17 protein-coding genes are annotated in these 23247 nt (G+C 61.3%); 7 read left to right on the forward strand and 10 right to left on the reverse strand.

What is annotated here, in order from left to right; all coding sequences use genetic code 11:
* Nucleotides 1-13: 13 nt before the first annotated feature.
* Entirely contained in the window at nucleotides 14-1105 is a 1092-nt protein-coding gene (locus QMK54_RS16660) for a polyamine ABC transporter substrate-binding protein (protein ID WP_110662079.1), read from the reverse strand.
* Nucleotides 1106-1206: 101 nt separating this feature from the next.
* Here QMK54_RS16660 and QMK54_RS16665 point away from each other — a divergent pair, with 101 nt between their 5' ends.
* From QMK54_RS16665 to QMK54_RS16675, 3 genes are all read left to right on the forward strand, one after another.
* Entirely contained in the window at nucleotides 1207-2100 is an 894-nt protein-coding gene (locus tag QMK54_RS16665) for a LysR family transcriptional regulator (protein WP_110662080.1), read from the forward strand.
* Nucleotides 2101-2264: 164 nt separating this feature from the next.
* On the forward strand, nucleotides 2265-3371 hold the full coding sequence (locus QMK54_RS16670) for an enoyl-CoA hydratase/isomerase family protein (RefSeq protein WP_320400905.1): 1107 nt from the start codon (nucleotides 2265-2267) through the stop codon (nucleotides 3369-3371).
* Nucleotides 3372-3374: 3 nt separating this feature from the next.
* On the forward strand, nucleotides 3375-4526 hold the full coding sequence (locus tag QMK54_RS16675) for an acyl-CoA dehydrogenase family protein (RefSeq protein WP_223592362.1): 1152 nt from the start codon (nucleotides 3375-3377) through the stop codon (nucleotides 4524-4526).
* Nucleotides 4527-4634: 108 nt separating this feature from the next.
* On the opposite strand, the gene QMK54_RS16680 is transcribed toward QMK54_RS16675, so the two are convergent.
* The 6 genes from QMK54_RS16680 to QMK54_RS16710 form a co-directional block, all read right to left on the reverse strand.
* Nucleotides 4635-5408: an enoyl-CoA hydratase gene (locus tag QMK54_RS16680; RefSeq protein ID WP_008023124.1), complete on the reverse strand. Its 774-nt coding sequence runs from the start codon at nucleotides 5406-5408 to the stop codon at nucleotides 4635-4637.
* Nucleotides 5409-5421: 13 nt separating this feature from the next.
* On the reverse strand, nucleotides 5422-6549 hold the full coding sequence (locus QMK54_RS16685) for an acyl-CoA dehydrogenase (protein ID WP_223592364.1): 1128 nt from the start codon (nucleotides 6547-6549) through the stop codon (nucleotides 5422-5424).
* A gap of 141 nt (nucleotides 6550-6690) precedes the next feature.
* Complete coding sequence (locus tag QMK54_RS16695) at nucleotides 6691-7884, reverse strand: acetyl-CoA C-acyltransferase (RefSeq protein WP_223592366.1); 1194 nt, start codon at nucleotides 7882-7884, stop codon at nucleotides 6691-6693.
* 12 nt (nucleotides 7885-7896) lie between these two features.
* Nucleotides 7897-8658 carry an SDR family NAD(P)-dependent oxidoreductase gene (locus QMK54_RS16700; RefSeq protein WP_223592368.1) on the reverse strand — a complete coding sequence of 254 codons (762 nt, stop codon included), beginning with the start codon at nucleotides 8656-8658 and terminating at the stop codon, nucleotides 7897-7899.
* 16 nt (nucleotides 8659-8674) lie between these two features.
* On the reverse strand, nucleotides 8675-10339 hold the full coding sequence (locus tag QMK54_RS16705; protein ID WP_320400906.1) for an AMP-binding protein: 1665 nt from the start codon (nucleotides 10337-10339) through the stop codon (nucleotides 8675-8677).
* 135 nt (nucleotides 10340-10474) lie between these two features.
* Entirely contained in the window at nucleotides 10475-11398 is a 924-nt protein-coding gene (locus QMK54_RS16710; protein WP_320400907.1) for a carbon-nitrogen hydrolase family protein, read from the reverse strand.
* A gap of 84 nt (nucleotides 11399-11482) precedes the next feature.
* On the opposite strand from QMK54_RS16710, the gene QMK54_RS16715 reads away from it, so the two are divergent.
* Entirely contained in the window at nucleotides 11483-12391 is a 909-nt protein-coding gene (locus tag QMK54_RS16715; RefSeq protein ID WP_320400908.1) for a LysR family transcriptional regulator, read from the forward strand.
* Between the two features lie 9 nt (nucleotides 12392-12400).
* On the opposite strand, the gene QMK54_RS16720 is transcribed toward QMK54_RS16715, so the two are convergent.
* Nucleotides 12401-12655: a hypothetical protein gene (locus QMK54_RS16720; protein ID WP_057400121.1), complete on the reverse strand. Its 255-nt coding sequence runs from the start codon at nucleotides 12653-12655 to the stop codon at nucleotides 12401-12403.
* A 164-nt stretch (nucleotides 12656-12819) separates the two neighbouring features.
* On the opposite strand from QMK54_RS16720, the gene QMK54_RS16725 reads away from it, so the two are divergent.
* On the forward strand, nucleotides 12820-13137 hold the full coding sequence (locus tag QMK54_RS16725; protein WP_110659552.1) for a DUF883 family protein: 318 nt from the start codon (nucleotides 12820-12822) through the stop codon (nucleotides 13135-13137).
* Between the two features lie 132 nt (nucleotides 13138-13269).
* Here the strand turns inward: QMK54_RS16725 and QMK54_RS16730 are convergent, their stop codons facing one another.
* Complete coding sequence (locus QMK54_RS16730) at nucleotides 13270-14310, reverse strand: Ldh family oxidoreductase (protein WP_320400909.1); 1041 nt, start codon at nucleotides 14308-14310, stop codon at nucleotides 13270-13272.
* A gap of 234 nt (nucleotides 14311-14544) precedes the next feature.
* On the opposite strand from QMK54_RS16730, the gene QMK54_RS16735 reads away from it, so the two are divergent.
* The gene (locus QMK54_RS16735; protein WP_320400910.1) at nucleotides 14545-19383 is read left to right on the forward strand and encodes a dermonecrotic toxin domain-containing protein; all 4839 of its coding nucleotides are present in this window, start codon (nucleotides 14545-14547) and stop codon (nucleotides 19381-19383) included.
* A 227-nt stretch (nucleotides 19384-19610) separates the two neighbouring features.
* Nucleotides 19611-20612 carry a FecR family protein gene (locus QMK54_RS16740; RefSeq protein ID WP_320400911.1) on the forward strand — a complete coding sequence of 334 codons (1002 nt, stop codon included), beginning with the start codon at nucleotides 19611-19613 and terminating at the stop codon, nucleotides 20610-20612.
* Between the two features lie 57 nt (nucleotides 20613-20669).
* On the opposite strand, the gene QMK54_RS16745 is transcribed toward QMK54_RS16740, so the two are convergent.
* Nucleotides 20670-23015, reverse strand: a complete 2346-nt coding sequence (locus QMK54_RS16745; protein ID WP_320400912.1) for an acylase — start codon at nucleotides 23013-23015, stop codon at nucleotides 20670-20672.
* Between the last annotated feature and the right edge of the window lie 232 nt (nucleotides 23016-23247).

A 23247-nucleotide genomic window follows, 5' to 3' on the forward strand; every position in this document is an offset into this window, starting at 1 on the left:
CCTTCATTTCTAGTTATTGGCGGCTACGGAAAGTGGTCCACAAGCGGGTGCGCTGGCGCATGTCCTTGAGGCTCATGCTGCGGTCGGCGTACAGCCGGCCACGTACCTCGGCGGGCGGGTAAATGTCCGGGTCGGTGCGCACGGCTTCATCCACCAGCGGCGTGGCAGCCTGGTTGGCGGTGGCAAAAAACAGCGTGTTGGTCAGCGCCGCAACGGACTCGGGGCGCAGCATGAATTCGATGAACTGGCGGGCGGCCTCGGGGTGTGGCGCGTCCTTGGGGATCGCCAGATTGTCTTGCCACACGATGGTGCCTTCCCTGGGAATCCGGTAGGCGATTTCATAGGGTTTGTTGGCCTTGCGCGCCTGATCGGCCGCCATGCTGGCGTCACCGTTGTAAGTCAATGCAAGGCAGAGGCTGCCATTGGCCAGATCGTTGATCTGCCGCCCACTGGCGACATAAAGCACTGAAGGCTGCAATTGATGCAATAACGCTTGAGCCGCATCGAGATCTTGCTTGTCGGTGCTGTACGGATCCTTGCCCAGATAATGCAATGCCAGGCCGATTACCTCCTGCGGTGAGTCAATGACCGCGATGCCACAGTCCTTCAGCTTGCTGGCGTATTCGGGCTTGAACAGCAGGTCCAGGCTGTTGAGCGGTACATTCGGCAAGCGTTTACGCACCGCCTCGACATTCATCCCAAGCCCCAGAGTGCCCCAGGTATAGGGCACGCCATAACGATTACCGGGGTCGACCGCGGCCATTTTCTCCAGCAGGTCGGGATCAAGATTGGCGTAGCCCTTCAGGCCTTCATGAGGAATGGCCTTGAGCGCACCTGCCGCCAGGCCGCGAGCCAGGACACTGGACGACGGGACAACCACATCGTACCCACTGCCCCCGGTGAGCAGCTTGGTTTCGAGTACCTCCGGCGCATCAAAGGTGTCGTAGCGCACATGGATGCCGGTTTCCTGCTCGAACCGTTGCAGGGTTTCGGGGGCGACGTAATCGGCCCAACTGTACAGATTGACCACCTTGTCTTCGGCCTGGGCCGAAACGGCGACGGCGAACAACAGCGCGGGTAAACACAGCTTGAACATGGGAGCCATGACGAACACCTGACCAGAGGAAGTGGTTGCAGGATGCGTCGTCGGATACATTGGTAAAATACCAAGTTAATTATCCTGACTTTATGACGGAGTAATGTTTGATGCTCGGCCAACTCCACGATCTGGATCTGCAATTGCTGCGTCTGTTTGTCAGCGTGGTGGAGTGCGGCGGTTTCAGCGCCGCCCAGGGCGAACTGGGCTTGAGCCAGTCGAGCATCAGCCAGCAAATGGCCAAACTGGAAACCCGTCTGGGCTATCGCTTGTGCAGTCGCGGAAAGGGCGGATTCAAGATCACCGCCAAGGGCGAACAACTGCTCAACGCCACGCGCACCCTGTTCCAATCCATCGAAGCCTTCCGCCATCAATCCAACGGCGTGGCCGGGCGTTTGATCGGCGAGGTACGTCTGGGGCTGTCCGAAGCCCTCGATCAATCGGTGCTGCAACGGGTGGCCGAGGCGATCCGGCGCTTTCGTGAGCGGGACGAGTCCGTGCGTATCGAACTGATCAGCGCCATGCCCGGTGAAATGGAACGCTTGCTGCTGCAACAGCGGCTGGACCTGGCCATCGGCTATTTCTCACAAGTGCAAAGCGCGTTCGACTACCGTGAACTGTTCATTGAAACCCAGCATCTGTATTGCGCCCCCGGCCATCCGCTGTTCAACAACAGGTCCCCGGACGATCAGGCTCTGCAGGCCTGCGACCGGGTCGACCACCCCTACCGTTTTCTGCGCAGTGACGAGCCCTTTCAGGGAAAGCTGTGTTCGGCCCGTTCGGAACAGGTCGAAGGCACCCTCGCCTTCATCCTGTCCGGCAAACATGTCGGTTATCTGCCCAACCACTTTGCCCGCACCTGGGAAAACCAAGGCTTGCTCCGCTCCGTGCGGCGCAGCGACATGAGTTTCGATGTCGCGTTTCACCTGGCCCGGCACCGGGCGCAGGTGGCCGGTGATGCGCAGAAGGCCTTCGAAGAGGACCTGCTCGCGGCGTTTGCCTGAAATCGTCTTGGTCTACGCTGTAACAGTATCGGACACGTACATGCAAAAATGCACAGATAACCTGCACTTATCCCGGTTGTACAAGGCAAATTTGCACTGATACGATCCCTCACCGCTCGCGCGCGAGCATCTCGATAAAGAACAATAAAAGCAGGGAGTTAGTGATGACTGCTCAGGTGTTTTCTCCGGGGACTCAGTCCATGGATGCCATGCAAAACGAAGTGCTGGCCGAAGTGCGCAACCACATTGGTCATCTGACCCTCAACCGCCCCGCCGGTCTCAATGCCCTCACCCTCGACATGGTGCGCAACCTGCACCGCCAGCTCGATGCCTGGGCTCAGGATTCGCAAGTGCATGCCGTAGTCCTGCGTGGCGCCGGGGAAAAAGCCTTCTGCGCCGGCGGCGACATTCGCTCGCTGCATGACAGCTTCAAAAGCGGCGACACCTTGCACGAAGATTTCTTCGTCGAGGAATACGCCCTCGATCTCGCGATCCACCATTACCGCAAACCGGTGCTGGCCCTGATGGACGGTTTTGTCCTCGGCGGCGGCATGGGCCTGGTGCAGGGCGCGGACCTGCGCGTGGTTACCGAGAAAAGCCGCCTGGCCATGCCGGAAGTCGGCATCGGCTACTTCCCGGACGTCGGCGGCAGTTACTTCCTGCCGCGCATCCCCGGTGAACTGGGGATTTACCTCGGCGTCAGCGGCGTACAGATTCGCGCCGCCGATGCTCTGTATTGCGGCTTGGCCGACTGGTACCTGGAAAGCGACAAACTGGGGACGCTGGACGAACATCTCGACCAGCTCGAATGGCACGACACGCCGCTCAAGGACCTGCAAGGCCTGCTGGCGAAATTCGCCGTGCAGCAACTGCCCGACGCGCCACTGGCGACTTTGCGCCCGGCTATCGACCACTTCTTCGCCCAACCCGATGTGCCGAGTATTGTGGAGCAACTGCGTCAGGTTACGGTCGCCGACAGCCATGCGTGGGCCGTCAGCACCGCCGACCTGCTGCAAACCCGCTCGCCGCTGGCCATGGCCGTAACCCTGGAAATGCTCCGTCGCGGACGCGAGCTGCCGCTTGAGCAATGCTTCGCCCTGGAGCTGCATCTGGACCGCCAGTGGTTCGAACGCGGCGACCTGATCGAAGGCGTGCGCGCCTTGCTGATCGACAAAGACAAAACACCACGCTGGAACCCGCCTACCCTCGAGGCGCTTGACGCCGAACACGTGGCGAGCTTCTTCAGCGGGTTTGACCGGAGCGAGAGCTGAGCCATGCACGATATCGAATTGAGCGAAGAGCAAGTCATGATCCGCGACATGGCCCGGGATTTTGCCCGTGGCGAAATCGCGCCCCATGCCCAGGCCTGGGAAAAGGCCGGCTGGATCGACGACGGCCTGGTGGCGAAGATGGGTGAGCTGGGCCTGCTCGGCATGGTGGTCCCCGAAGAATGGGGCGGCACCTATGTCGACTACGTGGCCTACGCCCTGGCCGTGGAAGAAATCTCCGCCGGCGACGGCGCTACCGGCGCCTTCATGAGCATCCACAACTCAGTGGGTTGCGGGCCGGTGCTCAACTACGGCAGCGAAGAACAGAAACAGACCTGGCTGGCGGACCTGGCCAGCGGCCAGGCCATCGGCTGCTTCTGCCTGACCGAACCCCAGGCCGGTTCCGAGGCGCACAACCTGCGCACGCGCGCCGAACTGCGCGACGGCCAGTGGGTGATCAACGGCGCCAAGCAATTCGTCAGCAACGGCAAGCGGGCCAAGCTGGCGATCGTGTTTGCCGTGACCGATCCGGACCTGGGCAAGCGTGGCATCTCAGCGTTCCTGGTACCGACCGACACCGCTGGTTTTATCGTCGATCGCACCGAACACAAGATGGGCATCCGCGCTTCCGATACCTGCGCCGTCACCCTGAACAACTGCACCATCCCCGAAGCCAACCTGCTGGGTGAGCGCGGCAAGGGCCTGGCCATCGCCCTGTCCAACCTCGAAGGCGGTCGCATCGGCATCGCCGCCCAGGCGCTGGGCATCGCCCGCGCGGCGTTCGAAGCGGCGTTGGCCTACTCCCGTGATCGGGTGCAATTTGGCAAGACGATCAATGAACACCAGAGCATCGCCAACCTGCTGGCCGACATGCACATGCAGTTGAACGCCGCACGGTTGCTGATCCTGCACGCCGCGCGCCTGCGCACGGCGGGCAAACCCTGCCTGTCGGAGGCCTCACAAGCCAAGCTGTTTGCATCGGAAATGGCGGAAAAGGTCTGCTCGTCGGCCATTCAGATTCATGGCGGCTACGGCTACCTGGAAGACTATCCGGTGGAGAAGTACTACCGGGATGCGCGGATCACGCAGATCTACGAAGGGTCGAGTGAGATTCAGCGGATGGTGATTGCCCGCGAACTGAAGAACTATCTGGTTTAAAAGCTCAAAAGCTTCGCGAGCAAGCCCGCTCCCACATTGGATCTCAGCGTCTATGAGGTCCCTTGTGGGAGCGGGCTTGCTCGCGAAGGCGTCAGTCAGACCGCCATTTTACTTACCTTGGAACTCGGCTTCCCGCTTGGCAATGAACGCCGCCATCCCTTCCTTCTGATCCTGCGTCGCAAACGCCGCATGGAACACCCGGCGCTCAAAGCGCACGCCTTCAGCCAGGCTCACTTCAAAGGCACGGTTGACGCTTTCCTTGACCATCATCGCGATCGGCAGCGACTTCTTGGCGATCAGCGCCGCGACTTTCAGCGCTTCATCCAGCAGTTCATCGCTCGGCACGATACGCGCCACGATGCCGCAACGCTCCGCTTCCACGGCATCGATCAAACGCCCGCTCAGGCACATTTCCATGGCCTTGGCCTTGCCCACGGCACGGGTCAGGCGCTGGGTACCGCCCATGCCCGGCAACACGCCGAGGTTGATTTCCGGCTGGCCGAACTTCGCATTGTCGCCAGCCAGGATGAAGTCGCACATCAACGCCAGCTCACAGCCGCCACCCAGGGCAAAACCGTTGACCGCCGCGATGATCGGCTTGCGGCGATTGGCCACGCGATCGCTGTCGCTGAACAGATCGTCGATGTAGATCTGCGGATAGGTCAGCTCGGCCATTTCCTTGATGTCGGCACCGGCGGCGAAGGCTTTTTTCGAACCGGTCAGGACGATGCAACCAATGTTGGAGTCTGCCTCGAAACCATCAAGGGCCTGGTTCAGTTCGCTGACGATCTGCGCGTTCAACGCGTTCAGCGCCTGCGGACGGTTGAGGGTGATCAGGCCAACGCGGCCGTGGGTTTCCAGCAAAATCGTTTCATAGCTCACAGGGGACTCCTTCTTATAGATTGCGCGAAATGACCATGCGCTGAATATCGCTGGTGCCTTCGTAGATCTGGCAGACCCGCACGTCGCGGTAGATGCGCTCCAGCGGGAAGTCGTTGAGATAACCGTAGCCACCGAGGGTTTGCAGCGCCGAGGAGCATACCTTCTCGGCCATTTCCGAGGCGAACAGTTTGGCCATCGAGGCCTCGACCAGGGCCGGCTGGCCACTGTCACGCAGGGCGGCAGCGTAGTGCACCATTTGCCGCGCCACGGCGATCTGGGTCGCCATGTCCGCCAGGCGGAAGGCTACGGCCTGATGTTCGATGATAGGTTTGCCGAAGCTTTCGCGTTCCCGCGCATAGTCGCGAGCCGCTTCGAAGGCGGCGCGGGCCATGCCCACCGATTGCGAAGCGATGCCGACGCGGCCGCCTTCAAGGTTGGCCAGGGCAATTTTGTAGCCTTCGCCCTCTTCACCCAGGCGGTTCGCCACCGGGACCTTCACGTCTTCGAAAAGGATCTGGCAGGTGTCGGATGCATGCTGACCGAGCTTGTCTTCGACCCGGGCGACTTTGTAGCCCGGCGAGTCGGTGGGCACGATGAACGCGCTGATGCCACGCTTGCCGGCGTTCGGATCGGTCACCGCAAACACGATCACCACCCCGGCGTTCTGCCCGGAAGTGATGAATTGCTTGCAGCCATTGAGTACGTAGTGATCACCTTCCAGGCGCGCACGGGTTTTCAGGCCGCTGGCGTCGGAACCGGCCTGGGGCTCGGTCAGCGCAAAGGCGCCGAGCATCGCACCGCTGGCCAAAGGCTTGAGGAAGCGCTCTTTCTGGTCGTCATTGCCGTAGTTGAGGATCGGCACACAGCCCACGGAGTTATGCACGCTCATGATGGTCGAGCAGGCGCCATCGCCAGCGGCGATTTCTTCCAGGGCCATGGCATAGGCCAGGTAACCGGTGTCGCATCCGCCCCACTGCTCCGGCACCAGCATGCCGAAGAAGCCCAGCCCGGCCATCTCGCCGATGGCTTCCTTGGGAAAACGGTGCTCGCGATCCCATTCGGCGGCAAACGGCTTCAGCCGTTCCTGGGCAAAGTCCCGGGCCATGTCGCGGATCTGTTGTTGGTCGTCATTGGGGATCATGGTGAATCCTTAAAATTTAATTGCCCCCTGTAGGAGCGAGCTTGCTCGCGAAGAACGTCAGGGCACCGCGTTCATCCAGGCGCCCCGCGTCATCGTTAACGCCCATCGCGAGCAGGCTCGCTCCTACAAGGGATTGCGTAGTCAGTAGAGACATTCCACGGCCATGGCCGTCGCTTCACCGCCGCCGATACAAATCGCCGCAACGCCGCGTTTCAGGCCTTTCTGGCGCAGGGCCGAGAGCAGCGTCACGAGAATCCGCGCACCGGACGCCCCGATCGGGTGACCGAGGGCGCAAGCGCCGCCGTGCACGTTGAGTTTTTCGTGAGGGATTTCCAGCTGCGTCATCGCCACCAGGCTGACTACCGCAAACGCTTCGTTGATTTCAAACAGGTCGACCTGGTCCAGCGACCAACCGGTCTTCTTCACCAGTTTCTTGATCGCGCCGATCGGCGCCACCGGGAACAGGCCCGGGGTGTCGGCGAACGCAGCGTGGCCATGAATCACCGCCAACGGCTTCAAGCCTTGTTTCTGTGCCTGCGACTGGCGCATCAGCACCAGCGCGGCGGCACCGTCTGAGATCGAACTGGAGTTGGCCGCCGTCACCGTACCGCCGTCGCGGAATGCCGGCTTCAACGAAGCGATCTTGTCCAGCTTGGCTTTTGGCGGCTGTTCGTCATTGCTGATCACGACCTGTTCTTTGCCCACCGTCACGGTCAGCGGAACGATTTCTGCCTTGAAACTGCCGTCCTTGATCGCCTGTTGCGCGCGGGTGGTCGAGGCGATGGCAAAGGCATCCTGGGCTTCGCGACTGAAACCATGGGTTTCGGCGCAGTCCTCGGCAAAGGTGCCCATCAAGCGCCCCTTGTCGTAGGCGTCTTCGAGGCCGTCCAGGAACATCGAGTCCTGCACCCGGCCATGGCCCATGCGATAGCCGCTACGAGCGCGATCCAGCAGGTAAGGCGCGTTGGTCATGCTTTCCATGCCACCGGCGATGACCACATCGGCGCTGCCAGCGAGCAGCATGTCGTGGGCCAGGATCGTCGCTTCCATGCCCGAACCGCACATCTTGTTCAGGGTGGTGCAGCGAGTCGATTTATCCAGCCCGGCACCCAGCGCCGCCTGGCGTGCAGGCGCCTGGCCCAGGCCCGCCGGCAGTACACAGCCGAACAGCACTTCGTCGACGGAGTCACTGGCGACCCCGGCGCGTTCAACCGCGGCCTTGATCGCAGCAGCGCCGAGTTGCGGCGCGGTCAGGCTTTTCAGATCGCCCTGGAAACCACCCATCGGGGTACGGACGGCACTGACGATAACAATCGGATCGTTGGACATTGTCATGACAAATCCTCCTTATTTGGCGGCCATGCGCAAGGCACCGTCGAGACGGATCACCTCGCCATTGAGCATGCTGTTTTCAATGATATGCCTGACCAGCCCGGCGTACTCGGCGGGTTTGCCAAGGCGCGGCGGAAATGGCACGCCAGCGGCCAGGGAATCGCGGACTTCCTGGGTCATGCCGGCCATCATCGGTGTTTCGAAAATGCCCGGGGCGATGGTCATCACGCGGATGCCGAAGCGCGCCAGTTCGCGAGCCGCCGGCAACGTCAGGCTGACGATGGCGCCTTTGGACGCCGAGTAGGCCGCCTGACCGATCTGACCGTCGTATGCCGCAGCTGACGCGGTGTTGATGATCACCCCGCGCTCGCCATCGGCATCCGCTTCGGTCTCGGCAATCGCCGCTGCCGCAAGGCGCAGCATGTTGAAGCTGCCAATCAGGTTGACGTTGATCACCTGGCTGAAACTGGTCAGCGCGTGCGGACCGTTCTTGCCGATAATCTTCTCGCCACGCACGATGCCGGCGCAGTTGACCAGGCCATTGAGGCCGCCAAAGGCCTTGACCGTCGCCTGCACGGCGGCTTCGGCCGCCGCTTCGTTGCTGATGTCCGCCACCACGCTGTGCGCGCCCAGGCGCTCGGCCTGGGCTGCAACGGCTTCGGCGTTCATGTCCACCAGCATCACTTTCGCGCCAGCGGCAACCAGCACCTCGGCGGTAGCTGCACCGAGGCCTGAAGCGCCGCCGGTGACGATAAAAATCTTGTTCTCGATCTGCATCATTGTTTCCCTGGATTCAAGCTGGAACGTTCTTCGCCGCGGCCTCTTGAGCCTTGGCGATTTCCTGGTTGCGCAAGATAAAGCGCTGCAATTTGCCGCTTGGGGTTTTCGGCAATTCGCTGACAAATTCGATTTCGCGGGGGTAGGAATGCGCCGCCAGGCGCTTGCGCACGTGCTGTCGCAGTTCTTCGGCCAACTCGGGGGCGGCGCGGTACCGCGGGCTGAGCACGACGAAGGCCTTGACCAGTTCGGTGCGCTCCGGATCAGGCTTGCCAACCACGGCGGCCTCGACCACCGCCGGGTGCTCGATCAGTGCACTTTCCACGTCGAACGGACCGACCCGGTAGCCGGAGGTAGTGATCACGTCGTCGCTGCGCCCGACGAAGCTGATGCTGCCGTCCGGGTTCCACTCGACGGTGTCGCCACTCAGGTAATAGTTGCCGACAAAGGCCTTGGTCGGCCCGCCTTCGTAGCCGGCGAACCAGCACATCGGCGATTGGCTGCGGTCGATGGCCAGAATGCCCGGCTGGCCGACACCCAGCTCCTTGTATTCGTCGTCCAGTACCACGATACGGTGGCCCGGCGAGGCAAAGCCGGCGGCGCCCATGTGGATCGGGTGCTCAAGGCCGTGATGGTTGCACAGCACCATGCCCAGTTCGGTCTGGCCGTAGTGGTCGTGGATGACCACGTCGAGGTTATCGGCGAACCAGCGGATCACTTCCGGGTTCAGCGGCTCGCCGGCGCTGCTGACGATACGCAACTTGCCCTTGATCGACCTGGCGAACTCGTCGCCGCCGGCAATCAGCAAACGGTAGGCCGTCGGCGAACCGGTGAGGTTGGTAATCCCGTACTTGTTGATCACCCGGCAGGTGCTTTCGAGGGTAAACGGGCCATCGTAGAAGGTGATCGGATGCCCCATGGCCATCGGCCCGGTGACACCGAAGTAAATGCCGTAGGCCCAACCCGGATCGGCGACGTTCCAGAACGCGTCTTCCGGGCGCAGATCCACCGCGTCGCGGGTGTAGCTCTGGAACGCAACGATGGCCTTGAGCGGCACCGACAGTGCTTTCGACGGGCCAGTGGTGCCCGAGGTGAACATCAGCAGGAACGGATCTTCCCCGCTCAGCAGCACCGGTTCGCAGTCGGCGGAAAAATTGGCCAGCTCGGCCCAGAAACTGAAATCGCCACGAACCAGGCCCTGCCCTTTGGGACCGGTGACGGTCACCGTGGTCGGGCAATCGGCGACTTCGGCAAGTTTCGGCCGGTTCACCGCATCGGTCACCACCACTTTCGCGCCAGAGCAGCTCAGACGGTGCTCGATGGCTTTGGGACCGAACGCGGTGAACAGCGGTTGATACACGGCGCCAATGCGCCAGGTGGCGAACACGGTTATCAGCAATTCGATATTGCGTGGCAACAGGCCGGCGACCTTGTCGCCTTTCTTCACGCCCTGGGCCAGCAGGAAGTTGGCAAAGCGCGCGGCCTTGTCCTGCAATTCGGTGAAGGTGTAGGCCGCACTGCTGCCGTCGCGCCCTTCCCAGAACAGCGCGATGCGGCCTGGCAAGGCATGCCGGTCGCAGCATTCGATACAGGCGTTGAGGGCCGTCAGGTGACCTGCCAGTGCGGCATCGACGGTTTGCTGGTAATTGAACTGAGAAGTAGCAGACAAGTAATCGCGCATTGCCAGAATCCCTCTGTGTTTCTTATTAGGTTGGGGGAACCGTAATCAACAGGGAAATACTCGCTCTGCGCGGGGTACCGGGCAATGGTCAAAGTTATCAAGTTGCCTGACTGGTTTGGCCAAAGCCCCCAGGCATCAGGAAGTGAAGCGCACCCCCGGTCTAGCGCGCTCGTCCACGGTCAGCTCGAACACGTCCGGGCGAGCGTAGTGACCGACCACGTCAAAGTCGTAGCGGGCGCGCACCAGGTCGTCAGTGTCGATTTGCGCGGTGAGCAGGCCGGCGCTGTCGCGCAACGGTCCGGCGAGAATGTCGCCCATGGGGCCGACAATCACGCTGCCGCCGGCGATCAGCAGTCGATCCGCCGGCCAGTTGGCGATGCCCAGGCCCAGGGCCTGGGGCGATGCCTGGACCTGACAGGCGCTGACCACGAAACAGCGCCCCTCATGGGCGATATGGCGCATGCTGACCTGCCACATCTCCCGTTCGTCCACGGTCGGCGCGCACCACACCTCCACGCCTTTGGCGTACATCGCCGTGCGCAGCAGCGGCATCATGTTTTCCCAGCACACCACCGCACCAATGCGTCCGACCTGGCTGTCGATCACCGGCAAGGTCGAGCCATCGCCCTTGCCCCAGATCAGCCGTTCGGTGCCCGTAGGCATCAGCTTGCGGTGTTTGGCCAGCAGCCCGGCCTGGGGATCGAAGTACAGCGCGGTGCAGTACAAGGTGCTGCCGGCGCGCTCGATCACGCCGATCACCAGATTGGCACCGGTGCGTGCGGACAGCGCCGCCAGCGCGTCGGTTTCCGCGCCGGGCACGTCAATGGCATTGGCAAAATAGCGGGCAAAGGCTTCGCGTCCTTCCGGCAGGCGATAGCCCAACTGCGTGCCAAAGCCCTCGCCTTTTGGATACCCGCCGAGCAGCGCTTCGGGCATCACCACCAGCGCGGCGCCGGATTCGATGATCGCGTTTTCATAGGACAGGATCTGTTCCAGGGTGTCGGCCTTGCCACCAGGCAAGGCGCCGATCTGCAGGGCGGCAACGATTGACTTGGGCATCTCGAAAACTCCGTTCGCATCAGGTGTTGCTCATTCTCTAGTGCCACGTGATCATCAATAAAGCCCCATTCACTGCTGAATGATATGAGCCATATGAATATCACCGACGTCGATCTCAATCTGCTCAAAGTCTTCGAGGCCCTGCACGAAGAGTCCAGCGCCAGCCGCGCCGCCTTGCGCCTTGGGGTCACACAATCGGCCGTCAGCGCGGCCTTGCGTCGACTGCGCCAGGTGTATGGCGATCAGTTGTTCGTGCGCACCGGGCGTGGCCTGGCGCCCTCGCTCAAGGCCAACCAGCTCAAGCCGGTGGTCAGCGATGCCCTGAACAAATGCCGGCAGAGCCTGGCGATGGTCGATCCGGCTGCGCAGCAGTACGAAGGTCGCTCGGTCACCGTGGGAATGTCGGATGATTTCGAAATTGCCTACGGCCGGCGGCTGATCGAAGAAATCGCCCGCAGCGCGCCGAAATTGCGCCTGATTTTCCGCCAGACCCACAGCCAGATCGTCGCCCAGGCATTGACGGAACGCAGCATCGACCTGGCGATTGCCGCGGGCGGATTCGCCGAGCGGCTGCTCAGCCGCCAGGTGCTGGGGGAAGGCGGATACCTGTGTCTGGTGGACCCGGCGAGCCTGGTCGAGGGCCAGCAGAGCATCAGTCTTGAGGAGTTTGTGGCCCGCGAACACATTCTGGTGTCGTCCGGCGGTTTTATCGGCATTACCGATGAGGGATTGGCGGCGCTGGGGTTGAGTCGGCGGGTATGCGCTTCGACCACGCACTTTGCCGCATTGCCGCACCTGCTCAAGGGCAGCCAGGCCGTGGCGACCATTCCGGCCCATGCGGCGCAAAGCATCGCAACGCTCAGCGGACTGGCGTTGCTGCCCTGCCCCCTGACGTTGCCGCGTTACCCGATCGAGCTGGGCTGGCGCACCAGTAACCAGCTCGATCCGGTAGTGTTGAAAGTGCGTGAAGCGATTGTCGCGAGTTTCCCGTGACCACCGGGGTTACTTGTTGGCCGCCATCAGGCGATTGACTTCACTGCGCACCATGTTGGCGAATTCCGGCGGCGACATGCCGTCCAGTTCGGCGCGAACCCATTCCGCCCACTTGCCTTTGCGCTTGGCCCGTTCGCCGAACAACCGCGCGGCCTCACCCTTGGCTTTGCCCAGGTTGTTTTGCCAGAGTTCGAACAGACGGGATTTCTCGTCTTCCAGCGCAGCGCGCTCGGCGAGGGGTTTGTCGGCCAGATTGAAGCTCATGGGAAGTTCCTGCTGCGTAAAATAGGCGACATCTTACACTGTAGGACGAAATTTCCTGCGCCGGTTTTTCAGCAAGATGGCCTCCCCGGGCAAAATAGCTGCAACTTTTCCGACGACGGCAGACTCCATTGTTCACTGTCCACTTACCTGCAAGGAGTACCTCAATGGCCCGCAAAACCGCCGCGCAAGCCGCCGAAGATCAAATCAAGGATCAAGCCTTCAGCGAACTTCAAACGCTGATCGAAGAGTCGGAAAAACTGCTGAAAAGCAGCGCTTCACTGGTCGGGGAGGAAGCGGAGACCCTTCGCGGGCAAATCGCCCTGAAACTCCAGCAAGCCAGGGATTCGGTGACCAGCGTGCGCGACCGCACCTTGCCCGCGGTCGAGGCCACTGAAACCTATATCGGCGGGCATCCATGGCAAACCGTGGCGATTTCCGCCGGGTTTGGCCTGGTGGTGGGGTTGTTGCTGGGCCGGCGCTAAGTACTGGCAAACACAGAACCCCTGTGGGAGCGGGCTTGCTCGCGAAAGCGTCGTGTCAGTCGGCATCAACTTTGTTGACACACCGCATTCGCGAGCAAGCCCGCTCCCACAGAGGGTGCGTTAATCAGGCATTCACTCCCCCGCCAGCTCCCGCAGGTTCGCCAGCGTCCGGGCATCCAGTTCAATGCCATTGACCTGCGACTTGGCGCGCTGATGATGACGCCGGTCACCCGGCAAACGCTTCAGGCCGACACCGTGCATTTGCCGCACCAATTCCTGGCTGCGTTCGGCAAAACTTTGCCCAGCCGCTTTGCTCGGGTCGATCACGATAATCAATTGACCCGTCCAGGGTGTCTTGGCACCAGGGTGGTTCTTCCAGTCGAATTCGAAGGAAAAATTGCCGCCGGTCAGTGCCGCTGCGAGCAACTCGACCATCATCGACAACGCCGAACCCTTGTGCCCGCCAAAAGGCAGCAACGCGCCGCCTTCAAGAATCGCTTTCGGGTCGGTGGTCGGCTGGCCAAGACTGTCCACGCCCATCCCTGCCGGCAAACGCTCGCCCTCGCGTGCAGCAATTTGCACATCGCCATGGGCAATGGCACTGGTGGCCAGGTCGAAGACAATCGGTCCGCCATCGGCCCGCGGCGCAGCGAAGGCAATCGGGTTGGTGCCGAACAGCGGCCGGTCGGCGCCATGGGGCACCACGCAGGTCATGCTGTTGACCACACTCACTGCGACAAGGCCTTCATCAGCGAAGGGTTCGACATCCGGCCACAAGGCCGCGAAGTGGTGCGAGTTACGGATCGCCAGCACCGCAATGCCGGCACTACGGGCCTTCTGCACCAGCAGCTCGCGCGCCGCCGCCAGGGCCGGTTGCGCAAAACCGTTATTGGCATCGACCCGCACAAACCCTGAAGCCACATCTTCAACCACCGGAACGGCCTGGCCATTGACCCAGCCGCTTTGCAGCGTCGAAACATAACCAGGAATCCGGAATACCCCGTGACTGTGGGCGCCATCGCGCTCGGCACCGGCGCAGTTTTGAGCCAGCACCCTGGCAACGTCGCCCGACGTGCCGTGACGCAGAAAAATCTTCTCCAGCAAAGCGCTCAGCGCTTGGAGTGACAGGTGTGACGAGACCGCAGTAGACGCGTGATCGCTTGGCGCAGACATCTGAAGCTCCAGACTAATTATTGGAGGGAACAACAGCGTACAAAGACCCGCCGATTAACAACGCGCGGCGAGCGACCTGTCAACCTTTCGCTCAGGGTCGATCGCGTTTTTCCGTGCCACGAATGCCCCCGCCCCGTGTGTTAACTATTTACCACCTGCGTCAACCCACCGGCTTTTAGGCTCGAAGCTCAATCCACAGGCGCATTTGAATGGCACCTTGAACGAGACTCGACGATGTCTACTCCAGTAATTCCGCTGTTTTTCCCCGAGGCACTGACGTTACCCGGCCTCTGGGGTGAACTTGGCAAAACCCACGGGCTGACGCAAAAGGATTTCCAATGGTTCAGCCATATCGAATTGGCCAGCCAGGCACTGCGCGATAAGCAGACACCGCCCATGTTGGCGAAAACCATCGTGCTGAAAATTCCGGGCCTGGAACCTTTGCCACTGGCCGGCAGCTTTTTGCTGACTGCGACGCCGGATGACAACGGCGTGATTCTCTACACTCCGTACGCCGGGATACAGAAGTTCACTGACCGATCGGCCATGACCGAACAGCTGGTGAAGCAACTCAAAGCGGCCGACGAAGACGACAATCTGCTGGCCTTCATGGCGTTGTCACAACGCAAGGCCGTGGCGGATGCCAGCACAATCGAACTGGACTTTCAATCCATCGAAGGTGACGTGTTCGAAGACCAGCGCAACACCCTCTCCCACAATCAGCAGCTCAACGACCAAGCCTTGCTCGATGAACTGAAAACGCTACCGTCCCTGACGTCGCTGCTCGATGCATTGCTGGCCGAACAACTGGCAGGGGCGTTTCCCGGCGTGGATCAGCGTCAGACCCAGGTGAATTTCCACCTGGCTGCGACTGAAGGCAACGATGATGCAAGCCGGCCGATGCGACGCTGGATCAATTGCCTGTCGCTGAGTGACGCCGTGCTCCTGCACTATCGCCATCAGCGTTGGCCATCCGGGCAGACCCATGAATTTTCCCATTCGAAACAGTCCCCGGCAAAAGCTGACCAGAGCCACTGGGAAACTGCGGTTACGACAGTCTCGCGCAAGCTGGTCCACTTGCTGGTCGGGCAGCTCGAACAGTACTGGAACGCGGCGAGCGCCGATGGCGTATCGCGCCGCGAGTTCTTCGGCCGGGCCATCGCCGATCAGTGGCGAGTGCAACTGCTGCTCAAGCGCGAAGCCGCAATCATCACCCCGGAGCAAAGCCGGGACTTGCACGCGTTGATCTCGACGGCGAGCCGGGCAAACGCATCAATGACGATCGAAACCCCGCGCCTGTGGGAGTACCCGGCCAATAACGTGGAGCTGGCCGGTTCACTGATGATCAGCGCCAGCCATGCGTATCTCTACACGCCCACCGAAGGTTTGCAGGTGCTCAGCAACTATCAGGACTTGCGCGATACCTTGCTCGCCAAGTTCAGCGCGGCCGGTCACGAAGATGAGCTCTATGGCCTGCTGAGCCTGGACGAACGCCAGCGATTCATTGGTTTTAATCGGCCGAAAGTGACCGGAGAAGTGATCTCCGGCGCAATCTTCAGCAAGCTCCTCGACGCCATCGTCACCAAGCAACTGCAGAACATGGATTACACCCTGCAGGTGTTTCGTCACAGTGACGGTGCCGTGGACATCCATGCGCTGTTCGACAAGGCGCTGGATATCCGTTCGATGATCAGCGAGCGCCTGCTGGCGCTGGAAACCGACGGACGCTGGAGCACCAGGCCGGTGTTGTCCGGCGACCAGCGTCCCGCCATGGTACGGGCCGACACGGCGGCAACGTTCGTCAAGAGCTTCAGCGACATCGAAACGTTGATCAACACGGACTTTACCGCACAACCGCTCGCTTCCCTGGCGTTGCAGCGGGTCAGCCTGATAAACCTGCTGCCTCGCCTGGCCCACACGCTTTCCGTCGGCATCCGCGGCGAAGCCAGTCTGCGCCGGCTTGGCGCGACACTGCGGGAGGCGGACCGGAGCATTGTCGAAACGGTGTTCAACCCGGATCATGGCGAACGGCGTAACCGTCTTTCCCTGAAGGGGTTCCGGCCCGATGCCTACTCACTGACCCTTGAGTGCTCCGGTCTGCGAAATGTCCTGCCGCTAGCCCATTGCCTGCTCTTGACCGAGCGTGGCGGACTCGACCCCTCCCACTCCGGCCGGACGATCCTGTGGACGCCCGCCAACGGGGTGGAGGCCTTTGACAACTTGAGTCGTGCCCGGCAGGAGCTGAACCGGCGCTTGCTCGACCCGCAACAACGCCTGGCGCTCCTGGAAAACCTCACGCCGAGCCAACACCTCTTCCACCAAAGCTACTCACTGGGTGCGCTGCGACTGATCGAAGGGCCTGTACTGGAGCTGGTCGCACGCTCGTCCTTCGATCATTTTCTGGCTCGTTGCGAACAGGTGCGCAGCTTCAAACTGGACGACACGAAGCAGAAAAAGGCGCTGAGCGCGCTGACCGCAAACGGGATCAACACCAACCTGCGAAGAGCCACCTCGATTGCCCGGGCGATGTCCCTGCAGCAGTCACTGCCCACCTGGCTTGGAATGGCTGCGCTCGAGGATCAGCGGCTGCACGTTGAACTGCTGGAGCAATACCGCAACAGCGTCGAGGAGGACAAAGACTACTTGCACGGGATCACTCCCCTCAGGTCGTATGTGCATGAACGGTTGACGACGCTGCTCGCCAACCGTTTCCCTGACAGCAAGCTGAACCCCGACGATATTGACATCATCCCCGACCTCAACCTGATCGGCCCCGCCCGAAACTTGACCGAGTTTGCCCTGAACCATGTCAGCGTCGCGCAAGGTTCCGGATTCCAGGTCGCCTCGACAGCCACTCAGACGCTGCCCAAGGGGCTGGACCAGGCTGCGGTCCGCCAACTGCTGCAGTCATTGAACATCGTGCAAAGCTACGCGACACAGGTAGAGCAGAAATTGTCCGGTGCAACGGCCGACGTCGAAAGCCGGATACAGCGCTTCGTCAAACAACTGCCCTGGCAGCTGCTGCAACACGCTCACGAACTGAAGCTGTTGCAAAGGCTATCCCATAGCGCGTTCGATTTGCTTCGACAGGTGCTGGACATGCCGGACGCCACTGCCCGCGCGGCCGTGCAAGGAGCACACGCGATTGCCCGGCCACTGGAGCTGATCAAGACCACCGGCGGCGGCGCCGTCAAAGCGCTGGGCCTGTACCTGGTGAGCCCCGGCATCGCAAAGACCGGGCCGCACATCCTCTATGCCCCTTACCTCCCTGGCGGTTCTCCTTTCATCGAGTTCGACACCGAGGCCAGCGTTGTCTCGGCGCTGAACACGCCGGGGCTCTTGCAGGAAATGCTGATCCGCCGCCTGCCGGACAGCGAGCAGTCCGTCTTTCGCAACCTGTTCAAATCGACCGCTGGGCAATTGAGCGAGATCACCCTGGCGTCCAACCCCATTGGCGGCAACTTGCTCACCCACCTGTTCCACGACAACACAAAACTGCTGTCGCACATGCTCGGCAGCCAGTTGCAGGCAGTCGGACAGGCAGACTGGGAGGCGGTCAAACATCTGTTCAGCGCCGGTATCCAGCGCGTCCTGGGTCTGTTGCCCGGCAAGCTCGCTTATCTGCAATTTCTCTGGAACGCTTACCGGGACGCGCTCAACTCGGCTGAAGCGCTGCAGGACCATCACTGGAAAGTCGCGCTGGAGGACTTTATTGCCGGTGCGGTGCAACTCATCACGCTGGGCAAGTTGTCGCTGGAGGGGTGGACTGAAACAGCCCAAGTCAGCCACGAAACCCTTGCCCCGCCGGTTGCCACCCCGATCGTCGCGCCAAAGTGGTCCGAGGTCGACTCGACGGCGCCGCTGCGCACGCGGCTGCAACCGTTCGAAACCACGGTCGAACTCAAGAACCTGACGAAAAACAGCGCTGACGGTACCTACCTCGATGCGGCGAGCAAAAAAACCTACGCCCCCATCGCCGGCAAGGTGTACGCCGTGGAAAAAACCGGGGCAGCCTGGCGAATGATCAAAGGCAAGGAAGCAGGCCCGGTATTGCTGACTGCGCCAGACAAGCAATTGGTGATCGACCCGGACATCCATACGGTCCACTTCGGCAAGGCCATGTCGACCATGCAAAACCGGCTTGCCCATGCCCATATCGCCAGGGAGGTGCTGAACATCGAAGCCCGGGGCATGGAAGACATTCGCGCCAGGCATCCCGAAAAAGCCCGAATGATCGTGCAGGCCATCGACATGGCCCGTTACTACGCGTTCAACAGCTTGCACAACATGGCGCAGCTGCGGAAGTTAGTCCCCGGGACCCGGCTGGACACCTTCCTCAAACGTTTCTTTGGTGTAAGCCAGGTGAACACAGCGCTGATCGACAAAATCAAGAGCGCCATTCTTCCCATCTGCAATGCGCTGGTCGACCCCGATGAAGACTGGATGAACTCCCATCGCTTTATCGTGGGTTCAAACCGGGACCCGCAGGAAAACCTCATCGCGTTTGTCCTGGAAAAGGATCTACAGCGCAACGTGCATTTCACCGAACGGTTTTTCGATCAGCAGCTCGACTGGTACAAATCCTGCCTGACTGAACCTTTCAACGTCGACGGCCACAGCCAGGCCGCCACGCTGATCCACGAATTCGCCCATTTGTTTTCCAAGGCCCTGGACATTGCGTCCCTTGAGGCCAGGCGGCCGTTCAGCGATCTGGTGGCGCCGAACAGCGCCTTTGGCATCGCCATGAAACAGTCTCAACTGGACTTCCAGCGTGTGGCCTTGTCGATGGAGACGCCAAAGGAGGAACTGTTTGCACGCTGGAACCGTGGGCTGCAAACGTGGATCAGCCTGGACTCGATTCCGGATGCCTATCACGTCGGCAAGGCCGTTTTGAAGCTGACGGGCAGCGATACCATGGAGCAGGCACGGGAAGCGTTCCTGGACGTGGAAAATGCGACCTTCAGGACCGATGTCATTTTGCACAACGCCGATTCCCTCGCGTTCCTGATCTGCGAAATGGGCCGACAACTGGACCCGGTGCCGCCCGCAACGGCCTCCGCAACCGGATCCTGACATCACAACGCGCAGGTCCCCGGACCTGCGCGGCATATCGCTCGCGATGGCACTGTGATGATTATTTTGATCTTTTTTCACGCCTCCCTATGGATACTGCCAGTCGACGACAGGCTATCCCCAGGCGATGCGTTGAAAAAAAACTACACATTGATGGTTAAATGCCATGACTGATGTTCTCGCAGGCTTGCCCCAAAGGTTAGAATGCACGAAATCAGGATGAGCCAATGACCGAACACACGCTCTCGGAAGCCGAATACGATGCCATCACCGATGCCGCCGCGCATTGGTGCATGCGTCTGCACGCCAATGATTGCACCGGGCAAGAGCGCCAGGCGTTCGAGCAATGGCGTGACGCGCACCCGCTCCACGCCTTCGAGTACGAAGCGATGCTGGAGATCTGGGAGGTTGCTGGCGACTTGCCCCCTCCCGAGCCCGTCGTGCCGCTGGTTCGCCCCCAACCCGAACATCCGTGGCGCCGCCTGGCGATCGCCGCGGCGGTCTGCGCCCTGGCGCTGCCGCTGGCGGGTTATGGCGGCTGGCACCTGGGCTGGGTACCGAACGCGTACCAGCACTTCGAAGCGACCGACAATGTTCGCACGGTCACCTTGAAAGATGGCAGCCAGGTGGAGCTGAACCTGGGCAGTGAGCTGACGTACAGCAACTACAAGGATCAGCGGCAAGTCACGCTGAAGAAAGGCGAAGCCTTCTTCAGTGTCAGCCATGACACCCGTCACCCTTTTGTGGTCAAGGCCGCCGAAGGCCGGATTCGGGTGACCGGCACCCAATTCAACGTGTGGATGTATGAAGATCAGGTCAAGGTCAATCTGATCGAGGGTTCGGTACTGGTCAGCAGCAACGACGACATGCCCGGCGACGGTTTGCGCCTGGGCCCCGCGATGCAGGCCAGTTATCGCCACGGTGACTTCAGCCCGCGCATCAGCCAGACTTATGACAATGACAGTTCGCTGGCCTGGCGCCAGGGCAAACTGGTGCTCGACGACCTGGCCCTGAACGATGCGCTGCCGCTGATCAATCGTTACCTGGACAAACCACTGATGGTCGCGGACAACAGCACCGGTTCGATCCACATCGGCGGCATCTACAACATCAAGGAGATTAACGGCCTGGTGAAGTCCTTGCCGCGGGTCCTGCCGGTCTACCTGACCCGTAACCAGGACGGCAACCTGGTGGTTAACGCGATTCCGCAAAAGAACCCGAAAAGCTGAAAAGGCCGCCACCCTTGCGGGGTGCGGCCTTCAGTATCCATTCAACGCTCCATTTCTTTACTGTGCGGCGACCTTGGCAGCCTTTGCGTCCTGCTGATTGATCGTCTGTACCTGATAGTTCGGATCGGACAGGATCTGTTGCTCGGTAAAGGGCAACACGCTCCATTGCTTCTTCGAAAAGGCCTGGGTCTGATCCCGCGAGAACTTCGACGCCGGGTCACTGGACAATGAGAACGCCAGCAGCCCTTTGGCCTGCGGTCCGTTTTCGTCAAAAGTCACCACTTGCAGGTAACTCGTGCCACTGACCACTTCACGCTTGCCATCGCTGCGCGGCACGCTCTGGATGGCGTTGTAGACCCCCAGCGTACCCGGCCCGCCATGGATCGGCGTCTGTTGGCCACCGCTGCTGACCACCTGGATATCGCCCCAGCGACTGTTCGGCTTGAGGCCTGACGCCTTGACCTGTTCCGCCGAAGCCAGCATCGCGGCCCGTAGCGCCTTCGCCACTGGCGGGTGATCAACCGCCAGGCCGCGCGGGGTATGTTGCGGATCCAGCGGATCGAAGGCGACACGCCAGATGTCCGGTGCTTGCTCCAGTGCCTCCATGACATTCTGGAAGTGCACAAAGCCCAGGCCGCTGTTCAGGTTGGCCTTGCGGTCCCACGCCTTGAAGCTGGCACACAGCGGTGTGAGCGCTTTGGCCTCGGCACCGAGATCCGCCGCGCAGAATTGCAGCAGGTCCGGCATCACTTGCGCCGCCTGATACACCTGATCGTCCATGACCATGTGCTGCAAGTCCGCCGCCGCGATCTTGCCCGCCTGGCCCAGCGTACTCAAACGGTCCAGGGCAAAGCGTGAACGCAGGCCCAATGGCTGGCTGTCCTGGCTGATCAGCGGGGAATAGCCGGTCAGCGGTTGCGCGGGGTTGGCCATCCACGCCGAATCGTTGGAGTGCTGGACGAAATCCTTGCGCAGCAATTGCGGCAACTTGTCCGCGGCATAGATGCCCTGCTGTGGCGCCTGCGGATCGATGTCCCAGGCGCAGGCGCTGTTGGAACCGTCGAGAATGATCATCTGCAGGCCGATCCGCGGATCGCTGCATTGCGCCAGCTTGTCGACGCTGACGTTGGGCACCACCGAGAGGTTCATGTACAGCGTCTGCCCCTGATCGTCCGCCGCCAGGGTGTTGACCCACGGTATGCCCTGGATCTTGTGGACCGAGGCCTGGAAATCCTCGAGGTTTTCTGCGCGGTTCATCGCGTACCACTGCTGCAGGACGCGGTCGTTATCCAGGTTGGCGTCGCGCAGGCTGAAGGCGTACTGATGATCCCAATCCAGTTTGCCTGGCCATTGCACCACCGGACCGAACTTCGAGCTGTAGACCACGTGGGGAATCGCCTGGACCTGCCCGTCCGCCTGCCGGATGTTGACGGTCACGGTCTGCTTGTCCATTGGCAAGGACTGGCCGTCGAGCAGGTAACGGGTCGAATCCTTGGGATCGAGTTGCAGGCGATACAGGGTGAAATGCCTGGAGGAATCTACGGTGTGGGTCCAGGCCAGGTGTTGATTGAAACCGATGTTGATCAGCGGCAGGCCGGGCAACGCCGCGCCCATCACATCCAGTTTGCCTGGAATGGTCAGGTGCATCTGATAAAAACGCATGCCGCCCACCCAAGGGAAGTGCGGATTGGCCAGCAACATGCCGCGTCCGTTGAAAGAACGCTCGCTGCCGATTGCCACCGCGTTACTGCCGCGATCCAGGGCAAAGCGCTGCATGCGCGTGGCGGCCACCTGGAACGCTGCCGGGGCGTTCGACGCCTGTGTCTCTGCCTTGGGCGGCGTGGCACCGGCCAGGGCTTCGGCGAACTGGCCGACACCGCCTTCGACCAGCAGGCGCCGGGTCAGCTTGACCAGATCCATTGCCGTGATGTCCCGGACCCAATCACCCTGACACTGTGGCGGCAAACCCTGGGTGCGACGTTCGCTCAAGGAGCGGTTGTACCCCGCCACATAGCCTTCAACCAGTTCACGCACCTCCGGGGTCTGGGCCTGCCAGAAACCGGCGACGGCCTGCGGGGTGTTCAGCCAGGTCAAAAACACATCGCTGACCAGATTCTCACGCTCTTCAACGGTGAACTGATCCGGTCCGAAATAGCGCGAACGTTCGCCGTTCACCGTGGTGATCTCGTTGGCCAGCAGGCACAGGTTGTCCTGGGCGTAGGCATAGCCGATGCCGTAGCCGAGCCCGCGCTCGTCGGCGGCGCGGATGTGCGGCACGCCAAAACTGGTTCGGCGGATGTCGGCGGATGTCTGCGCAGGCGCAGTGCTTGCGCTCGCCGCAAGGCTCAACCCCAGAGTCAAACCCGCCAGGCTCAACCTGGTTAACTGGCTGGAAATAATCACGCTCGCTCCTGATCGAAAAAATCATGGCCACCGTTGCGCGTACCCACGCGCGCGGTGCCTCCCTTTAGGGACGAAGCTCACGGCAAAAATTTAGCGGCTTTATTTTCAGCGTGGACATGGCCCTTGCAGGAACTGGCTTGCTGGCGATGGTCGTGAACGATGACGCGTATGAACCGGATAAACGCGGCGCACTTGAGGCCATCGCCGGCAAGCCGGCTCCTACAGTTTGGCG

Source organism: Pseudomonas sp. P5_109, assembly GCF_034009455.1.
Lineage (GTDB): Bacteria > Pseudomonadota > Gammaproteobacteria > Pseudomonadales > Pseudomonadaceae > Aquipseudomonas.

What these genes read in the sequence shown, in the direction of transcription:
- QMK54_RS16720 (WP_057400121.1), bottom strand. Translation starts at nt 12,655, where the DNA reads ATGAGCTTCAATCTGGCCGACAAACCCCTCGCCGAGCGCGCTGCGCTG.
- QMK54_RS16740 (WP_320400911.1), top strand. Translation starts at nt 19,611, where the DNA reads ATGACCGAACACACGCTCTCGGAAGCCGAATACGATGCCATCACCGAT.
- QMK54_RS16665 (WP_110662080.1), top strand. Translation starts at nt 1,207, where the DNA reads ATGCTCGGCCAACTCCACGATCTGGATCTGCAATTGCTGCGTCTGTTT.
- QMK54_RS16735 (WP_320400910.1), top strand. Translation starts at nt 14,545, where the DNA reads ATGTCTACTCCAGTAATTCCGCTGTTTTTCCCCGAGGCACTGACGTTA.
- QMK54_RS16705 (WP_320400906.1), bottom strand. Translation starts at nt 10,339, where the DNA reads ATGCGCGATTACTTGTCTGCTACTTCTCAGTTCAATTACCAGCAAACC.
- QMK54_RS16675 (WP_223592362.1), top strand. Translation starts at nt 3,375, where the DNA reads ATGCACGATATCGAATTGAGCGAAGAGCAAGTCATGATCCGCGACATG.
- QMK54_RS16725 (WP_110659552.1), top strand. Translation starts at nt 12,820, where the DNA reads ATGGCCCGCAAAACCGCCGCGCAAGCCGCCGAAGATCAAATCAAGGAT.
- QMK54_RS16695 (WP_223592366.1), bottom strand. Translation starts at nt 7,884, where the DNA reads ATGACAATGTCCAACGATCCGATTGTTATCGTCAGTGCCGTCCGTACC.
- QMK54_RS16710 (WP_320400907.1), bottom strand. Translation starts at nt 11,398, where the DNA reads ATGCCCAAGTCAATCGTTGCCGCCCTGCAGATCGGCGCCTTGCCTGGT.
- QMK54_RS16715 (WP_320400908.1), top strand. Translation starts at nt 11,483, where the DNA reads ATGAGCCATATGAATATCACCGACGTCGATCTCAATCTGCTCAAAGTC.
- QMK54_RS16685 (WP_223592364.1), bottom strand. Translation starts at nt 6,549, where the DNA reads ATGATCCCCAATGACGACCAACAACAGATCCGCGACATGGCCCGGGAC.
- QMK54_RS16700 (WP_223592368.1), bottom strand. Translation starts at nt 8,658, where the DNA reads ATGCAGATCGAGAACAAGATTTTTATCGTCACCGGCGGCGCTTCAGGC.
- QMK54_RS16730 (WP_320400909.1), bottom strand. Translation starts at nt 14,310, where the DNA reads ATGTCTGCGCCAAGCGATCACGCGTCTACTGCGGTCTCGTCACACCTG.
- QMK54_RS16660 (WP_110662079.1), bottom strand. Translation starts at nt 1,105, where the DNA reads ATGGCTCCCATGTTCAAGCTGTGTTTACCCGCGCTGTTGTTCGCCGTC.
- QMK54_RS16670 (WP_320400905.1), top strand. Translation starts at nt 2,265, where the DNA reads ATGACTGCTCAGGTGTTTTCTCCGGGGACTCAGTCCATGGATGCCATG.